The 16,390-nt window shown below is 72.9% G+C and carries 15 protein-coding genes and 1 tRNA gene; 4 read left to right on the top strand and 12 right to left on the bottom strand.

Translation table 11 applies throughout. From position 1 onward, the window contains the following. Nucleotides 1-177: 177 nt before the first annotated feature. From ehuA to ehuB, 4 genes are read right to left on the bottom strand one after another with little or no spacing between them, the layout of a single operon-like run. Nucleotides 178-1,029: an ectoine/hydroxyectoine ABC transporter ATP-binding protein EhuA gene (ehuA, locus tag AMK18_RS18710; protein ID WP_073863627.1), complete on the bottom strand. Its 852-nt coding sequence runs from the start codon at nt 1,027-1,029 to the stop codon at nt 178-180. Beyond that, nucleotides 1,019-1,663, bottom strand: coding sequence for an ectoine/hydroxyectoine ABC transporter permease subunit EhuD (gene ehuD / locus AMK18_RS18705; protein ID WP_073863626.1), 645 nt, complete (start codon nt 1,661-1,663; stop codon nt 1,019-1,021). The genes ehuA and ehuD overlap by 11 nt, the downstream gene beginning before the upstream one ends. Next, a complete protein-coding gene (gene ehuC, locus AMK18_RS18700; protein WP_018105694.1) occupies nt 1,660-2,394 on the bottom strand; it encodes an ectoine/hydroxyectoine ABC transporter permease subunit EhuC in 735 nt (244 codons plus the stop codon). Before ehuC ends, ehuD begins: the two co-directional genes overlap by 4 nt. Nucleotides 2,395-2,413: 19 nt before the next feature. Further along, nucleotides 2,414-3,316, bottom strand: coding sequence for an ectoine/hydroxyectoine ABC transporter substrate-binding protein EhuB (gene ehuB / locus AMK18_RS18695; RefSeq protein ID WP_018105695.1), 903 nt, complete (start codon nt 3,314-3,316; stop codon nt 2,414-2,416). 339 nt (nt 3,317-3,655) lie between these two features. Between ehuB and AMK18_RS18690 the strand changes: the two genes are divergently transcribed. Beyond that, nucleotides 3,656-4,438, top strand: a complete 783-nt coding sequence (locus AMK18_RS18690; RefSeq protein ID WP_073863625.1) for a maleate cis-trans isomerase family protein — start codon at nt 3,656-3,658, stop codon at nt 4,436-4,438. A gap of 99 nt (nt 4,439-4,537) precedes the next feature. Then, nucleotides 4,538-5,650 (top strand): LLM class flavin-dependent oxidoreductase, encoded by a 1,113-nt coding sequence (locus AMK18_RS18685; RefSeq protein WP_073863624.1) that lies wholly within the window; start codon nt 4,538-4,540, stop codon nt 5,648-5,650. Nucleotides 5,651-5,653: 3 nt separating this feature from the next. On the opposite strand, the gene AMK18_RS18680 is transcribed toward AMK18_RS18685, so the two are convergent. Then, nucleotides 5,654-7,501, bottom strand: a complete 1,848-nt coding sequence (locus AMK18_RS18680) for a putative bifunctional diguanylate cyclase/phosphodiesterase (protein WP_443333226.1) — start codon at nt 7,499-7,501, stop codon at nt 5,654-5,656. Nucleotides 7,502-7,956: 455 nt separating this feature from the next. On the opposite strand from AMK18_RS18680, the gene AMK18_RS18675 reads away from it, so the two are divergent. Continuing rightward, nucleotides 7,957-9,171, top strand: coding sequence for a M6 family metalloprotease domain-containing protein (locus AMK18_RS18675; RefSeq protein WP_018105699.1), 1,215 nt, complete (start codon nt 7,957-7,959; stop codon nt 9,169-9,171). Between the two features lie 72 nt (nt 9,172-9,243). Here the strand turns inward: AMK18_RS18675 and AMK18_RS18670 are convergent. The 7 genes from AMK18_RS18670 to AMK18_RS18640 form a co-directional block, all read right to left on the bottom strand. After that, nucleotides 9,244-9,317 (bottom strand) — tRNA-Lys (locus AMK18_RS18670). Beyond that, a complete protein-coding gene (locus tag AMK18_RS18665) occupies nt 9,308-10,003 on the bottom strand; it encodes a bifunctional DNA primase/polymerase (RefSeq protein ID WP_026171866.1) in 696 nt (231 codons plus the stop codon). Before AMK18_RS18665 ends, AMK18_RS18670 begins: the two co-directional genes overlap by 10 nt. Nucleotides 10,004-10,122: 119 nt before the next feature. Continuing rightward, on the bottom strand, nt 10,123-10,464 hold the full coding sequence (locus AMK18_RS18660) for a hypothetical protein (RefSeq protein WP_073863622.1): 342 nt from the start codon (nt 10,462-10,464) through the stop codon (nt 10,123-10,125). A gap of 116 nt (nt 10,465-10,580) precedes the next feature. Next, a complete protein-coding gene (locus AMK18_RS18655) occupies nt 10,581-11,915 on the bottom strand; it encodes an AAA domain-containing protein (protein ID WP_018105701.1) in 1,335 nt (444 codons plus the stop codon). Beyond that, nucleotides 11,912-13,531 (bottom strand): hypothetical protein, encoded by a 1,620-nt coding sequence (locus AMK18_RS18650; protein ID WP_073863621.1) that lies wholly within the window; start codon nt 13,529-13,531, stop codon nt 11,912-11,914. Before AMK18_RS18650 ends, AMK18_RS18655 begins: the two co-directional genes overlap by 4 nt. After that, the gene (locus tag AMK18_RS18645) at nt 13,522-14,613 is read right to left on the bottom strand and encodes a hypothetical protein (RefSeq protein WP_106430052.1); all 1,092 of its coding nucleotides are present in this window, start codon (nt 14,611-14,613) and stop codon (nt 13,522-13,524) included. Before AMK18_RS18645 ends, AMK18_RS18650 begins: the two co-directional genes overlap by 10 nt. Further along, nucleotides 14,594-15,565 (bottom strand): phosphatase PAP2 family protein, encoded by a 972-nt coding sequence (locus AMK18_RS18640; RefSeq protein ID WP_198957043.1) that lies wholly within the window; start codon nt 15,563-15,565, stop codon nt 14,594-14,596. Before AMK18_RS18640 ends, AMK18_RS18645 begins: the two co-directional genes overlap by 20 nt. A 216-nt stretch (nt 15,566-15,781) precedes the next feature. On the opposite strand from AMK18_RS18640, the gene AMK18_RS18635 reads away from it, so the two are divergent. After that, on the top strand, nt 15,782-16,378 hold the full coding sequence (locus AMK18_RS18635; RefSeq protein ID WP_018105705.1) for a histidine phosphatase family protein: 597 nt from the start codon (nt 15,782-15,784) through the stop codon (nt 16,376-16,378). The last annotated feature ends 12 nt before the right edge of the window (nt 16,379-16,390 follow it).

Raw genomic sequence — 16,390 nt, 5'->3', positions numbered from 1 at the left:
CCCCTGCCAGTCGGGACCGGAGGCCGGTTCGCGGGCCCCGACCTGGCCACCACGATAGCCGCCGACGGCCTGTTCAGGGCGGTGTGTGGCGGACTCGTGGGTGCGCCCCGGAGCTGTCAGCAGGGGCGCACCCGTATGGCATATGCCTCCGTCATGCGCGAGCGACGGATGCCGAGGTCACAGCACTGCGTTGAGGAATTCGCGCGTGCGTTCGTGCGAGGGATCGGAGAAGATTTTCTCCGGCGAACCGGCCTCCACGACCCGTCCGGCGTCGAACATCAGCACCTTCTCCGAGACGTCCCGGGCGAAGCTCATCTCGTGGGTCACGCACAGCATCGTGATGTCGGTGTTCCTGGCGATGTCGCACAGCAGGTCCAGCACCCCCGCCACCAGTTCCGGGTCGAGCGCGGAGGTCACCTCGTCCAGCAGCAGGATCTCCGGCTCCATCGCCAGCGCCCGGGCGATGGCGACCCGCTGCTGCTGCCCGCCGGACAGCTGCGAGGGGTGCGCGTCGACCTTGCCGGAGAGCCCGACCAGCTCCAGCAGCTCCCGGGCCCGGGTCTCCGCCTGGTCCCGTTCCATGCCGAGGACGTTGACGGGCGCCTCGGTGATGTTCTGGAGCACCTTCATGTTGGGGAAGAGGTTGAACTGCTGGAAGACCATTCCGATCCTCCGGCGGGCCGCCCGCAGGTGCTTCTCGGACGCCGTCCTCAGCGAGCCGTCCGGCGCCCGGGTGTGCGTCAGCGGTTCGCCGTTGATCCAGATCACGCCGTCGCTGACCCGCTCCAGCGTCATCAGGAGGCGCAGGATCGTCGTCTTGCCCGAGCCGCTGGGCCCGATCAGGGTGACGTGCTCGCCGCGCTCGACGGTGAAGTCCAGCTCGTCCAGGACCGTGTGGTCCCCGTAGCGCTTGACGACCTTGTCGAAGCGGACGAGCGGGTGGCCGCCGTCCTTCGAGGCGTCGACGGGCGCGACGGCCTCGGAGGCCGTGGCCGCGTTCTTCTGCAGGGGGAGGGGTTCAGTGGCCAAGGCGCTTCTCCAGCTTCCTCATCAGGAGTGACGTGGGGTAGCTCGCGACCAGGAAGATCAGGCCGGCGAGCGTGAACACCTCGGTGAACGCGAAGTGCTGTGTGCCGTAGTCGCGTGCCTCGAAGACCATCTCGTGCACGGTGATCACGGCGAGGAAGGGCGTTTCCTTGAACATCGAGATCGCGTAGTTGCCCAGCGCGGGCACCACGTTGCGCACGGCCTGCGGCAGGATCACCGTCTGCCAGGTCCGCCGGGGCGTCATCGACAGCGCCCGGCACGCCTCCCACTGCCCCTTCGGCACGGCGTCGATCCCGGCGCGGTAGACCTCGGAGGTGTACGTGGCGTAGTGGACGCCCAGCACCACGATGCCGATCGTCAGCGGCTCCACGGACGTGAAAAGGGCGGCGGCGCCCACCAGTTGAACGATCAGCGGGGTGGAGCGGATGAACTCCATCACCGTCTTCACCGGCACGGTCACCAGTCGGCTCGGGGCCCGCCCGGCGACCGCGATGGCCAGCCCGAGCACCGCGGCGACCAGCGTGCCGAACACCGTGGCCAGCAGGGTCACCCAGAACCCGTTGAGGACCTGGGGGAACGCGTCGCCGACGGCGCCCCAGTCGAAGTCGTTGTTCACCCGGCACCTCCGGCCTGGGCGGCGGACACGGCGCTACGGCTCTTCAGCAGGCTCTTCCCGCCCGTGGCCAGACCGAGCCGCCGCTTGGCGGACCGCTCCAGCAGGTTCATGAGCAGGGTCAGGGCGTAGGCCAGGACGAAGTAGCAGACCAGCAGCGTCGCGTACGCGGTGAGCGTCTCGCCCGTACGGCTGCGGAGCTTCTCGATGGCGGTCATCAGGTCCGCCGCCGAGATCAGCCACAGCAGCGGGGTCGCCTTCAGCAGCTGGATCAGCAGGTTGGTGAACGACGGGATCATCTGCACCCACGCCTGCGGCAGGATCACCTTGCGCATCCGGTGCAGCGGCGACATGTTCAGCGCGAGCGCCGCCTCGTACTGCCCGCGCGGTACGGAGTTGACCGCGCCGCGCACCACTTCGGCGCCGTACGCCCCGTAGTTGAGGCCGAACGCCAGCACCCCGCAGACCAGCGGCGTCAGTTCGTACCCGGTGAGCTGCGGCATCGCGTAGTACAGCCAGAACAGCTGCACGTACAGCGAGGTGCCCCGGAAGAACTCCACGACCACGCGGGAGACCCCGCGCGACAGCATGAGCCGGCTGAGCGACATCAGGCCGAGGACGAAGGACAGGAGCAGCGCCACCAGGGCGCCGAACACCGTGGCCTCCAGGGTCACCCACAGGCCGGACCGCAGCTGCGGCAGATCGTCGGCGAAGGCCGAGAAGAAATCATTCATGCGGTGGGTACCGTCCCTGTCAGCCCTTGCACAGATCGGCCGTCTTCAGCGTGGCCGGCGGCAGTTCGGTCGCCCCGAAGCCGTAGTCGCGCAGGAGCTCCACATAGCGGGACTTGTCGGCGACGATCTTCTTCAGCTCGCGGTTGAACGCGTCGCGCAGCTCCTCGTTGCCCTTGCGGAAGACCGCGCCGCCGGGGCTGTACTGCTTCGCGCCGTCCACCTCGGGCAGGAACGCCTCGGTGACCTCGGTGCCCTCGTTGGTCTTGGCGAGCCAGCGCAGCGAGATCCCGGTGAGCAGGAACGCGTCGACCCGGCCGCCCTTGACCGCGTCCGCGCCGTCCTGCGGCTTCTGAAGCGTCTTGATCTTTCCCTCGGGGATGCCGGCGCCCTTGGCGTACGAACCCTCGACCGCGCCCGCCATCACCCCGATGGTGATCCCGGCCTCCTTCGCGGAGGCGAGGTCGGTGACCTTCTTCGGGTTGCCCTTCTTCACCATCATCGCGGTCGGCGAGATGAACTCCGGCTCCGAGAAGAGGGCGTTGGCGCAGCGGTCCGGGGTGATCGCCATACCGGCGCTGACCACGTCGTACTTGCCCGCCTGGAGACCGGGGATCAGGCCGTCCCACTCGGACAGGGTGGGCTTCAGCTCGTCCACGCCGAGGGCCTTGAAGATCTCGCGGTGCAACGTGGGCGCCTCGCCCTTGAGTTCCTTGCCCTCCATGTAGCCGTACGGCGCCTCGTCGGCGTAGGCGACCCGTACGAAACCCTGCTTGCGGAGCTTTTCCAGCGCGCCTTCGCCGTCGGCGGAGCCCTCACCGGTCTTGCTGCACGCGGCGAGGAGGCCGGGGACGACGAGCAGACCGCCCACCGCTGCCGATCGGTTGAGAAATCCCCGGCGGGACAGGTTCGGGAAGTCAGCCATGGTTCGCAATCTCCTGAAGGGTTCGAACAGTCCGGACAGGCTTGGCGCCTGCCCGATCCGGGGTTTCTATTCAGGAAGAGGGCGCATGTAATCGAACGGTGGCCGGAGGGTGACCTTCCCGTGTCCGCGAGCGGGCCGGAAGGCGGTGTTTGCGCGGGATGTCCCGTACCCCGGCTCCGTACCGCGACGGATGCCCGGCCGCCCGCCGTTCATGCGCGCCCGGTCCGCCCGGGGCGATATCCGGGGCGGATGGCGGAATACTGGAACAGGAGCGGGGAAACCGGTCAGTGCCGCCGCGAACCCGCGGGGCGCAGACGCAGGCGCAGAGAAAGGGTGGACATGACGACCGTCGGATTCCTCTACCCGGGCCACTTCGCCGAGGACGACTATCCGCGCATGGAGATCCTCCTCGACAGCACCATCAGACTCGTCGTCCACCACACCGAGAGCCCGGACGCCGCCTACCGCGAGGAGCCCCTGAGCGCCCTGGGCACCCCCGGCCGGCTCGCCGCGGGCATCGAGGAGCTGCAGCGCTCCGGGGTCCAGTCCATCGTCTGGGCCTGCGACGGCGGCAGCTTCCTGTACGGGTGGCAGGGCGCCCACGACCAGGTCGCGGCCCTCGCCCGGGCGGCGGGCGTGCCCGCGTCCAGCACCTCGATCGGCTTCGTCCACGCGGTGCGGAAGCTGGGCGCCGAGCGCGTCGCGGTCGCCGCGACCTACCCGGAAGCGGTCGCCGAGCGGTTCTCCGCGTTCCTCCGGGAGACCGGCACGGAGGTGACCGGCACCCACGCGGCGGGCGTCACCGAGGCCGCCGAGGCCGCCGCCTGGAGCGCGGAGCAGGTGCTCGACCTGGCCAGGGCGGCCGACCGCCCCGAGGCCGAGGCCGTCCTGATCCCCGACACGGCCCTGCACACCGTCTCCCATCTCCCCGAGCTGGAGGAGGCGCTCGGCAAGCCCGTCCTCACCGCGAACCAGGTGGCGGCCCGGGAGGCCCTGCGGCTGGCCGACCGCCCCGCCTGGGCCCCGAGGCTCGGCGCCCTCTTCGCTCACCGCGAGCAGCCGCCGGCCCCGGTGAGCCGGGGGAGCGGACGGGCGTACGCGCACAGCAGGAAGAACCAGTAGACGGGGCGCGGGGGGTACGCCCGGAATAAACGGAGCCCTCCTCCTGTTCGTGCTCTCCGGACAGACGAGCACCGACGCGCACCACCGGAGAGGCCAGACGTGGACGAGATTCGAGGCGACGAGATCCAGGGCGACGAGATTCGCGGCACGGCCCGGGGCACCGCCCCCGTGCCGCTGTCCGTGCTGGACCTGGTCACCGTCGGCCAGGGCCGCACGGCGAGCCAGGCCCTGCGCACCGGCGTGGAGATCGCCCAGCTCGCCGAGCGCCGGGGCTTCCACCGCTACTGGGTCGCCGAGCACCACTCGATGCCCGGCGTCGCCTCCTCGTCCCCGGCCGTCATCCTGGCGCACACCGCCGCCCGCACCGAGCGCATCCGCCTCGGCTCGGGCGGCGTCATGCTGCCCAACCACGCCCCGCTGGTCATCGCCGAGCAGTTCGGCACCCTGGAGGCGATGGCCCCCGGCCGCGTGGACCTCGGCCTGGGCCGCGCCCCCGGCACGGACGGCGCCACGGCGGCGGCGCTCCGGCGCACGGACCGGCTGAACGAGGGTGCGGACGACTTCCCGCAGCAGCTGATGGAGCTGACCCGGTTCCTGGACGACGACTTCCCCGACGGACACCCCTACGCCCGCATCCACGCGGTCCCCGGACCCGTCCAGGCCACCGCCGAGGGCGGCGTCCAGTCCCCGGCGCGCCCGCCCATCTGGCTGCTCGGCTCCTCCGGCTTCAGCGCCCGGCTCGCCGGGGTGCTCGGGCTGCCGTTCGCCTTCGCGCACCACTTCTCGGCCCAGAACACCGTCCCGGCCCTGGAGCTGTACCGCGACTCCTTCAAGCCGTCCACGGTGCTCGACGCCCCGTACGCCCTGATCGGCGTCGCCGCGCTGGCCGCCGACGACGAGCGCGAGGCCCGGCGCCAGGTGCTGACCGGCGCCCTCTCGATGCTCCGGCTGCGGTCCGGGCGGCCCGGTCTCGTCCCGACGCCCGAGGAGGCGGAGGCGTACGCCTTCTCGCCGATGGAGCGCGAGTTCGTGGACAACTGGCTGGTCAACATCGTGCACGGCACCGCCGACGGGGTCCGCTCCGGTCTGGACGACCTGGCCAAGCGCACCGGCGCCGACGAGCTGATGATCACCGCCAACGCCCACGGCGGCGAGGCCCGGCTGCGCAGCTACGGCCTGATCGCGGACGCGTACGGTCTGCCCGGCGCGTAAGGCCTACGCCCCCGCGGCGCGGGTTCCGATCAGTTCGGCGATGCGCTCCGGGGCCACCGCCCGCGAGTAGAGCCAGCCCTGTCCGGTGTCGCAGCCGATCCGGCGCAGCCGCTCCGCCTGGCCCGCCGTCTCCACGCACTCCGCGGTGACGGTGAGGCCCAGCCGGTGCGCCAGCTCGACCATGGCCTCCACGATCGTCTCGTCGGCGGGGCTGGGATGCGTGCCGTCCTCGTACCGGAAGCCGCGCACGAACGCGCCGTCCAGCTTGAGTACGGACACCGGGAGGCGGCTCAGGTAGGCGAGGTTCGAGTAGCCGGTGCCGAAGTCGTCGATGGCGATGCGCACGCCCATGTCGCTGAGCGCCTGGAGGGCCCGCAGCGGGCGGCCCGCCGAGCCCATCACCGCCGACTCGGTCAGCTCCAGCTGGAGCAGCGCCGGGTCGAGCCCGGTCTCCGCCAGGATCTCCGCGACATCGGTGACCAGGTCGGAGTCCCAGACCTGGCGCACCGCGACATTGACGCTGATGAACAGCGGCGGCCGCTCCGGGTGGTCCAGCTGCCAGCGCCTCGCCTGGCGGCAGGCGGAGCGCAGCACCCAGCGCCCGAGCTGCACGATCGAGCCGTCCTCCTCGGCGATCGCGACGAACCGATTCGGCGCGAGCATGCCGAACTGCGGGTGGTTCCAGCGCACCAGCGCCTCGACCCCGCGCACCACCCCGTCGGCCAGACCCACCAGCGGCTGGTACTCGATGGTGAACTCGCCGCGCTCCACGGCCGGGCGGAGCGTGGACGACAGCGCCTGGCGGGTCATCCGGTGGGCGTTGCGCTCGGGGTCGAACAGGGTCCAGCGGGCCTTGCCGTCCGCCTTCGCCCAGTACAGCGTGGTGTCGGCGGCCTGCATGAGACCGGTGGCCGACGTGCCCGCGACGGGCCGCTCCACCACGCCGATCGACGCCGACACCGAGAGCCGCTGCCCGCCCAGGTCGAACGGCTGCTGAAGAGCGCCCAGCACCGTGCGCGCGAGGCCGGTCAGCTGCTCGGTGCCGGTGGACTCCTCGACCAGGACCGCGAACTCGTCGCCGCCGAGCCGGGCCACCAGCGGGGCACCGGACGGGTACGCCCCCTCCTGCTCGGCGCAGTCCGTGAGCCGGGCGGCGACGGCCGCGAGGAGCCGGTCGCCGATGCGGTGCCCCAGGGTGTCGTTGACCGCCTTGAAGCCGTCCAGGTCCAGATAGCAGAGCCCGACGCGGGAGCCGGCGCCGTCCTCGTGCGGCGGGGTGCGCAGGGCCGCCGACAGCCGCTCGAAGAACAGCGCGCGGTTGGGCAGCCGGGTCACCGGGTCGTGCATCTGGAGGTGGCGCAGCCGGTTCTGCAGCTCGCGCCGGTCGCTCACGTCCGCGACGGAGAGCAGCACCTGGCCGGGCACGTCGTCGCGGTGCGCCTGCCGGGCGTCGGGCAGCGGTACGACGGTGATCTCGGCCCACAGCGAGCGCCCGTCGGGGTGCTTGAGGCGGCGGGTGCAGCGGAAGCGGGAGCGCCGGCCGTGCAGCACCTCGCGGTACGCGTGCCAGGCGCGGGCGTCCGCCGCGAGGTCGACCAGATCGGCCGCCGACTGTGCGGTGAGCGCAGCCGCCCCGGTGCCCGCCAGCGCGCCGAGCGCCTCGTTGGCGGTGACGATCAGGCCCTCGTGGTCGACCACGGCCATCGGCAGGGTCGCGGCGCGGAAGGCGGCCCGGTAGTCGTGCGCCTCGGTGGCGGATACGCCGGGCGGCCACACTTCGTGACTCTGTGCGACCTCGGGTCGCTGTGCGGAGGGCGCCTCGGGCCCCGGCCCTTCGGAGGTTGCGCTCACCGTTCGCTCCGCCCTGCAGTTCTGTCCCGGACACCTCTGGCCGGACTGGCCCGCCGCGTGGAGTGCCGTCGTCAGAGGCGGAAACCGCGCAGGAAAGCGAGGTGAAGCATAGAGGGCGCGCCCCGCGCCGATCCAGCGCCCCGGCCCTCGGGCACCTCGCCCACGACTCGCACGGCCCAGGCGGGCGCCGATCCGGTTTGTCCCCGACTGATTGATTCTGCGCACCTCTGTTCTCTCGCCTTGCGTGGGTGATCGATTGTGACTGTCTGTGAAGGAAGTCGGCGGAGTGGTGGTCGACACGACTGGGGGAGTCCAGCGTGACGAAACGGCCATAACCGCACAAGGTGGACGGGAGGGTTCCAGGGTCCGCGCCCCGCGCCGGAGTCGTCCGCGGCCCTAGCTGTCCGCTCCCCGTTCCGGAGGTCGATGTGCCGCGTCAGCCCGGGCCCTCTGAGGTGGAGCGGCCCAGCCCGCGCGCGCTGGCCGCCGGGCTGATCTCGCTGCTGGCGCTCGTCGCCACCTCCCTCGTCGCCGGACCCGCTGCCGCCGCCACCGGGGACGCCGCCCCCTGCGCGCTGCCCCGCACCCCCGCGCACCACTCCCTCGGCGTCGACCGCTGGAACGGCGCCTACCCGCGCCCCGACCACCCCCTCGACGCGGTGATGGTCTTCCTCTCGTTCCCGGACGCCAGGCCGGCCACCACCCCCGCCGAGCTCACCGCCGACTACTTCCCGGCCACCACGCAGTTCTTCCAGCGGGCCTCGTACGGGAAGTTCACGCTGCGCCCGCACCCGCAGCGGGAGTGGATCCGGATGCCGAAGCCCTCCACCTGGTACGGCATACAGCGCGACTGGGCCAGCGACCGGCGGAGCGCCTATCTGCGCGACGCGATCCACGTGGCCGACCGGCGGATCGACTTCTCGCGCTACGACATCGTCTACCTCGTCGCGGACCCGGACGCCCCCGGCGTCGACTCGGACGCCACCAAGGTCGTCAACTTCGACCGGCCGCTGCACGCCGACGGTACGGACATCAGGCGCGTCGTCACCGTCTTCGAGCAGCACCCGCCGGACCACAACGTCCTCGCCCACGAGACCGGACACGTCTTCGACCTGCCCGACCTCTACCACCGGCCCACCGACGGCAAGGGCGACTGGGACACCTACGTCGGCGACTGGGACGTCATGGGCAGCCAGTTCGGCCTGGCGCCGGACCTCTTCGGCTGGCACAAGTGGAAGCTGGGCTGGCTGGACGACCGGCAGGTGGTCTGCGTCCAGAGCGACCGCGTCGTCACCCTCGAACCGATGGCCGACGTGCCCGTGCCCGGCGCCTCGCTCGGCACCCGGCTCGCCGTCATCAGGACCGGCGAGGGCAGCGCGGTGGCCGTCGAGGCGCGCGCCTCCACCGGCAACGACCTCTCGACCTGCGCCGAGGGCGTCCTGCTCTACCGGGTGCACAACGAGACCCCGTCCGGCGGTGGCCCGGTCGAGGTGCTCGACACGCATCCGGACAGCGACGCCTGCTGGGAGCGCTCGGTCTACCCGCCGCTCGCGGACGCGCCGCTGCGGGTCGGCGAGACGTACTCCGTGCCCGGTGCGCACGCCACGATCGAGGTCGCGGACCGGACGCCCTCGGGCGCGTACACGGTCCGCATCACCACGGGCACCTGACCGGGCCCGCCGCCGGTCCCGCACCGGACAACGAAGAAGCCCCCCGCTTCCGCGAGGGGCTTCTTCCGTCTGTGCGCCGCCAGGGACTCGAACCCCGGACCCGCTGATTAAGAGTCAGCTGCTCTAACCAACTGAGCTAGCGGCGCCTGCTGACGTCGTAGACCTTAGCACCCGGATCGGTGAGAGGAAAAATCGAAATACGGGGCGTCGGAGCAGGCGCCGACCGGGCCACCCGCACGCACGCCCACAGCAGCACGTCCGGGCCCGGCAGCCACGGGGTCCGGGTGTCCGGCGCCACCAGCCAGCGGGGCCCCGCGTACTTCTCGTCGCAGGTCAGGGGCGGGACCGTCACCGCGTCCCCGGTGCCGTGACAGAGCAGCGGGGGCACCTTCGTACCGCCGCCGTTGCGGCTCTGCGGCCCGCCGCCCCACTCCTCCCAGTCCAGCAGCGACGGCAGCCGCTGGGCCGTGCCCGGGGACGCGAAGAGCAGCATCCGGCCCCGGTGCGCGGCGACCGGACCCGAGCCCGGACCGTCCGCCCACAGGTGCTCCAGCATCCGGCGCCCGAACAGCGTGGGTACGTTCACCACGTCGAACGCCGTGCCGCACGGCAGGACCCCGGGCGCCGTCGGGCGCGACTCCCACTGGGCCAGGGCGCTGCGCGGGTACGCCGTCGCCCCGGCCAGCCATGCGGCACCGGCCGCCGTGACCTGGGCCGTCTGGTTCCGCGCGGGCTCGCGCAGGACCGAGAACAGATCGGCCTCGTGGCCGGCGCGGAGGCAGGGTCCGTCGCCGTGGTGCAGGGTCGTTTCGTCGGGCAGCCATGCGGTCATGTGCACAGGTCTACCCGGAGTGATCAACCGGATTCCGAGAGTTGCCGGAAATCGGGACAGGAGAACCGCACGAGGAGTATGGTTCGCCCGGGCATATGCCGGTGGTGGTACCCCGGTGCCTACGACGACGGCGCGTTCAGCAACGTACGGCCGAACTCGACCATCTTCTTCGCGTAGTCCTCGGTCCACTCCGCGCGCTGCGCGATGTCCGCCGTGGTGAGCCGGTCGAACCGGCGCGGGTCGGCCAGCTGGGCCGCCGCTATCGCCTGGAACTCGACCGCGCGGTCGGTCGCGGCGCGGAACGCGAGGGCCAGCTCCGTCGCCCGGCCCAGCAGCTCCTTCGGATCGTCCATCGACTCCAGGTCGAAGAAGTGCTCAGGGTCCGCGACGGCGGCCGCCGGCTCGAAGAGCAGGGGTGCGGGCTTCAGCCGCCGCTGCTCGCCTTGCTCGGGTTGTGCCATGTGGTCTTCCTCCTCGGGCGGCCCGTACGGCCACCCACCATTGTCCCGTCGCCCGCAAGGGTGCATAAGCCTTGGTCGTCAGGGCGTGCGCCGGCCCGGGCGCGCCCCCGGCGCACTCAACAACTCCAGCGCACCCGGTGTTCCGCCAGATGCGCCAGCACCGCGTGGTTGGCCTCCCAGCCGTCCGGGAACTTCACCGTGACGCCCAGCTGGACCGGCTCCGTCGACGGATGCTCGTCCAGCAGATCGGCGACGCCCTCCCGGCAGACCACGATGCACGCGTGCCGGTGCCGGGACGCCAGCACGCACAGGCGGCCCGTCTCCAGGTGGAACGCGGTGGCGTCCGGCCGCCCCGACAGCGGGTGCAGCACCACCGTCACATCGAACTCGCGGCCCTGGAGCCGGTTCGCCGTGTCCACCGCGACCCCCGTCACGCCCAGCTCCGCGAGCGCCGCGCGCACCGCCGCCGCCTGGTCGCGGTGGGCCGTGCCGACCGCCACCCGGTCCGCCGTCACCGGGGCCGCGTCCGGCGACCGCTCACTGGTGGCCGCGCCGCCCCGGTCCAGCAGGCGGCGCACCACCAGGGCGACCGCCCGCACCGCCTCCGGGTCGGTGCGCGGGGTGTGCCGGGCCGGGAGTTCGAGCAGCCCCCAGCCGGACTCCGCCGCCTCGTCCAGCACCCGGTCCGCCGCCGACCCGTCCGACGCCACCCCGAAGGACAGCCGCCGGTCGCCGTGGTCCGTGCCGCTGCGGAACGGGGTGTACGGGTAGAACGCGTCCGACACCAGGGGCGCGGCCGAGGCCGGGAGCCGCCAGGAGACCGGCAGCCGGTGCTGCGGCAGCTCCGGATTGTGCGCGAGCAGGGTGCTCACCGCACTGGCCGAGGGGTCGTAGCTCAGCCCCGCCCACTGGTCCGCGCCGACGATCGAGAACGGGTCCAGCTGGCCCGGGTCGCCCACGAACAGCGCCCGCTCGAAGAGCCCGGCCACGGCGAGCAGCGCGTCCGAGCGCATCTGGTACGCCTCGTCCACGATCGCGTGCCCCCACGGCTCCACGTTCTTCACATGGGCCCACTTCGCGGCCGTCGAGATGACCACATCGAGCCCGGCCAGATCCGCCGCCTTCGCCGACTTGCGTACGTTCTCCAGGCCGTCGAGCACCTTGTCGTACGGATCGGAGTCGCTGCTGTGCAGGCGCCCCACCGGCAGCCCGGGGTCCTTCTCCGCGAGCCGCACCACCAGATCGTCCACCTGCGCGTTCGTCTGGGCGACCACCATCAGCGGGCGGCCCGCCGCAGCCAGCTCCAGCGCCGCGCGCACCACCAGCGTCGACTTCCCGGCGCCCGGCGGGGAGTCCACCACGACGCCCCGGGCCGTGCCGTTCAGCGTGTCGTCCAGGATCTTCGCGGTGGCCAGGCCCGCCGCCGCGCCCGGGTCGAATACGGCCGTCACAGCAGGTCCTCCGGGGTCACGGGATCGGGCAGCTCGGACGCTTCGAGGCCGCCGGGCGGACCGCCGTGGGTCCACGGGGTCTCCTCCGCGTCCGGCAGCTGCGGCCCGCCGCGCTGGTCGTGCTCGAACAGGGTCCAGGCGATCCGGTCGCCCGGCTCCGGGACCGACCCCGGGGCGGGCTCCTTGCCGCGCCCCATCCGGTCCGTGATCCGCAGCACCAGCGAGAGCGCGCCGTCCTCGCCGTCCGCCTCGTCCGCCGGGCCGTACGCCACGAACTCGGCGGTCTGCGGTTTGCCGTCCAGCGAGCGGTAGACCTTCACCCCCGCGCCCAGCTGCGGCCGCTCCTCGGTGCGGACCGTGACCAGCGGGCGCGGCGAGGGCCGCTTCGACTCGCTGTACGCCATCTCCACCGCGCTCACCTCGGCGAGGAACGCCTCACCGGCGAGCCGTCGGCCCGCCAGGACGAGCGGGTCGTCCAGCGCCTCCTGCGCCTCCAGCTGCGCCTGGGCCGTCTCCCGGGCGGCCAGCTTGCGGGCGGCCGTCACCGCGTCGTCCCGGCGCGGCTGGGGCGGCTCACCGGAGCGGACCCGGTCGCGGTGGGCGGTGAACGACCAGCGGTCCCGGGTCCAGCGGTCCTCGGTCCTGGACCCCTCGGGCAGCTCCCGCAGCAGGTCGAGACCCCGCCACACCGCGTCCCAGGTCGGCAGCAGCACCCCGGCGAGCAGCGCCCTGATCTCGCGCTCGGCCCCGGACAGCTCGGCCAGCCGGGCATCGGCGGCGAGCCCGTCCTCGGCCGCCGCGAACGAGGCGCGCGCCCGGTCGTACTTCTCGATCGCCGGGGCCAGCAGCCCGTTGTCGAAGTCCGGATCGGTGGCCGGACCGGCCGGGGGGCACAGCAGCTGCCCCGCCGCGTCCCGGGCCAGCTCCGCCCGGAGCGCCGCCTCCGCACCGGACTCCCCGGCAGGCGGGTCGATCCAGGCGAGCAGCGCCCCCAGGTGCTGGTCCTCCAGATTCGACTGGCCGGTCGCCCAGTGCCGGTTCAGGAGGTCCGTGCAGGCCAACAGCAGGGAGGAGCCGGGGACCCGGGCCCGCTCCCCGTAATGCGTCAGCCAGCGCCCGAGGAGCGGGACCCGGGCGGGCGCCGGATACGGCGTGTCCGGGTCGTCCTCGGCGGTGCGGCGGAAGCGCATCGAGCGGCCGAGCAGCCGGACGAACTCGATGCCCGCCCGGCTCGGGACGACGATCTGGGCCGCGTCCACGCACAGCTCCGTCTCGACCTTGACCCGCTTGCCGGTCGCCGGATCGGTCTCGTTGCGCTCGGCGGGCTCGATGACGTCCGCGTACGCCTCGATGTGCGGCAGGACCGCCTCGGCCAGCTCCGCGAGGAACGCGAACCGCAGGTCCCGGTCGCGCGGCTGGGCGACCGCCAGCAGCCGGGGCGCCTCCCGGTCCGTGCCGACGAGCGCGCCGAGCGGGGCGCCCGCCTCGCCCGCCGTGGTCAGCGGCACCAGGACGAGCGGCCGGTCCGTCAGCCGGCGGTGGCGCACGGTGGCCGTCGGCCGCGCCCGGCCGCTCTCCACCGCCTCCAGCCGGGCCAGCGTGTTGATCAGCGACATGCGGCCCGCCCCTCCAGCGCCTCGGCGCGCAACGCCGCCGCGCGGCGCAGGGCGGCGACCGCCGGATCGGCCGGGTCGCCCTCCTTGCCCGCGGCGGCCGCCAGCACCCCGGCGACCGTCGTCAGGCCGCCCAGCTCGCCCCGCACCCCGCGCCCCAGCGCCTCCACGGCGCCCTCGGACCGCGCCCGGGCCCGGCAGTGGAAGGCCAGCTCGCAGGCGGACAGGCACTCCGGCGCGTAGGCCGCGGCGACCGACTCGACCGCCGACTCCAGATCCTCGGGGGAGCGCTCCGGGTCGAACGAGGCGCCCTCGGGGAGGGCGGCGGCGATCTCCTCGACGCGGGTGAGCCGGGTCAGCTGGCGGCGGGTGACGGCACGCTGCTTGCGTACGTCCACGACGGAGGCGGCCGGCAGGTTCGAGAAGTCCTTCGGGCAGACCAGCAGCACCCGGTGCCCCACCCGCGCCCCGTCGGTGACCTCCGCGACCCGTTCGAGCGCCAGCACGTACACCGCGGACTGGCGGGCGGCCGCGCCCACCTTCGCGGCGTCCGCCGAGCCGTCGATCATGGGGAACGACTTGATCTCGACCACCGTCCAGGTGCCGTCCGGATGCACCACGACCGCGTCCGGCTCCAGATAGGCGGGGGAGCCCGCCACCTCCAGGGCCAGCATCGGGTGGTCGAGCAGCGCCCAGCCGCCCGTCCCCGTCGCCTCCCGCAGCGCCAGCGCGGTCCTGGCCGCGCGGCCCTCGGGCCCGGCGGCGGACAGATCGGGCGTCGCCACCTCGCGCGGCGCTTCACCGGAGCCGCCGAGCCGCTCGTGCAGCAGGCGCATCAGCTCCGTACCGCCGTCGGCCTTGACCCGGGCCTCGAAGGCGTTGCCCCGCATGAAGGCGAACTGGGACTGGCCGAACGGGGCCGGTGAGCCCAGCGCGGAGGCGAGCGCGCCCTTGTCGACCCCGGCCCCGTCCAGCAGGGCGCGGCGCTTGCAGCCCGGGTTGGCGGCGAGGGCGGCGAGCGCGCGGGCGTCCAGCGGACGCGGGGCGACCGCCGGGCCTCTCAGCTCAGCGAGTCGCTGCCGCAGGGTCCCCGTCGGGGGTGCGTCCTGACCGGTCGGCGCCGTCGGCCCGGGCAGGCGGACCGGCCGCTGCTGCCGCGTCGGATGGTTCTGCGGAGGAGGTCCGCTGGCCGGGGATTCGCTCACCCGCCGAAGTCTCGCACCCGGCACTGACATCCGGGGACTCCGTCGTCGCGGAACCCCGCGAGAAGCGGGCCAGGACCGCCGACTTGACCCGGTCGGCGAGGCGCATCACGGGCCGGGCGAGCAGCGCCCCGACACCCATCACGGCGCAGCCGGCGACCGCGTCGAGCAGATAGTGGTTGGCGGTGCCCATCACGACGAACGTGGTGATCAGCGGGTACGCGATGCCCGCGGCGCGCAGCGCGGGGTGCTTCGCGTGGCGCCACAGCAGGATGCCGCACCACAGCGCCCAGCCCACGTGGAGGCTGGGCATCGCCGCGTACTGGTTGGTCATCCCGCCCATGCCGCGCGGCGCGCTCGCCTCCGTACCCCACCAGCCGTACGAGCTGTACTGCGCCATCGTGTCCACGAAACCGTGCTTGGCGTCCAGCAGCCTCGGCGGGCACGTCGGCATCAGCGTGAAGCCGATCAGACCGAGCATCGTGGAGGTCATCAGCCAGGTGCGGGCCCTGCGGTACGCGGCCGAGTGGCGGCGGAACATCCAGATCAGGACGGCCGGGGTGACCACGTAGTGCAGGGAGGCGTACGCGAAGTCGGACGGTATGCCTATGGAGGGGTGCGCGGTGAAGAGGCGGTTGAGCGGGTGCTCCGCGTTCAGGAACAGCGCCTTCTCCACGCGCAGGATGCTCAGTCCGTGGTCGACGGCCGTGGACACGTCACCGCGTACGAGGAGGCGGCCGCCGGAGTACGCCGCGTACACCAGGGCCAGGAGCGGCAGCTCGGTCCACCAGCGGGGCCGGTGGCGCGGAGCGTGCGCGGTGGTGGCGTGCGGCATCCGGAACTTCTCCATCACGTATTCATGCGGCCGACTGCGGGCGTTCAACCGTACGGTGCGCGTCGGGCGCGTGTCCCCCGGGGGTGTGGTCGGCACCCCTCAGCTGCTGCGATTCCTCTGTGGTCAAGGGGACGCCGTCGCGGCCCGCCGGGTTGCCTCTTCGGCGGATACGGGATGATGGGGACAAGGTCTTGGCTTTTCAGGGAGAACCCTCTTATGGCACCGCGCATCCTGCTCGCCCGGCACGGGCAGACGGAATGGTCCCTCAACGGCAGGCACACCGGCAGGACGGACATCCCGCTCCTCGACGCCGGACGCGAGGGGGCCAAGCTGCTCGGCGAGCGGCTGCACCGGGGGCCGTGGACGGACCTGCACGACCTGGAGGTCCGCACCAGCCCGCTCGTCCGCGCCGCCGAGACCTGCGCGCTCGCGGGCTTCGGCGACCGCGCCGAGCCCTGGGACGCGCTGATGGAGTGGGACTACGGGGCGTACGAGGGCATGACCCCGGCCGAGATCAAGGCGGGCCGTCCGGACTGGTTCATCTGGCGCGACGGGGTCCCGGAGGGCGAGAGCACCGCCGAGGTGTCGGCCCGGGCCGACGAGATCGTGGAGTGGGCGCGGTCCGCCGACCGGGACGTCCTGGTCTTCGCCCACGGCCACATCCTGCGGGCGCTCGGCGCGCGCTGGCTCGGCGAGGACATCGCCTTCGGCGCCCGCATCTGGCTGGCACCGACGTCCCTGTCCGTCCTGGGCTGGGCGTACGGCGCCCCGGCAATCCAGAAGTGGAACGACACGGGGCACCTTGAGCGGTGAGCGGTGCCCCTG

This window comes from Streptomyces sp. CB01249, assembly GCF_001905735.1.
Lineage (GTDB): Bacteria > Actinomycetota > Actinomycetes > Streptomycetales > Streptomycetaceae > Streptomyces.
The sequence above is the reverse complement of the archived record's forward strand: the minus strand, read 5'-3'. Positions and strand labels throughout refer to the sequence as shown.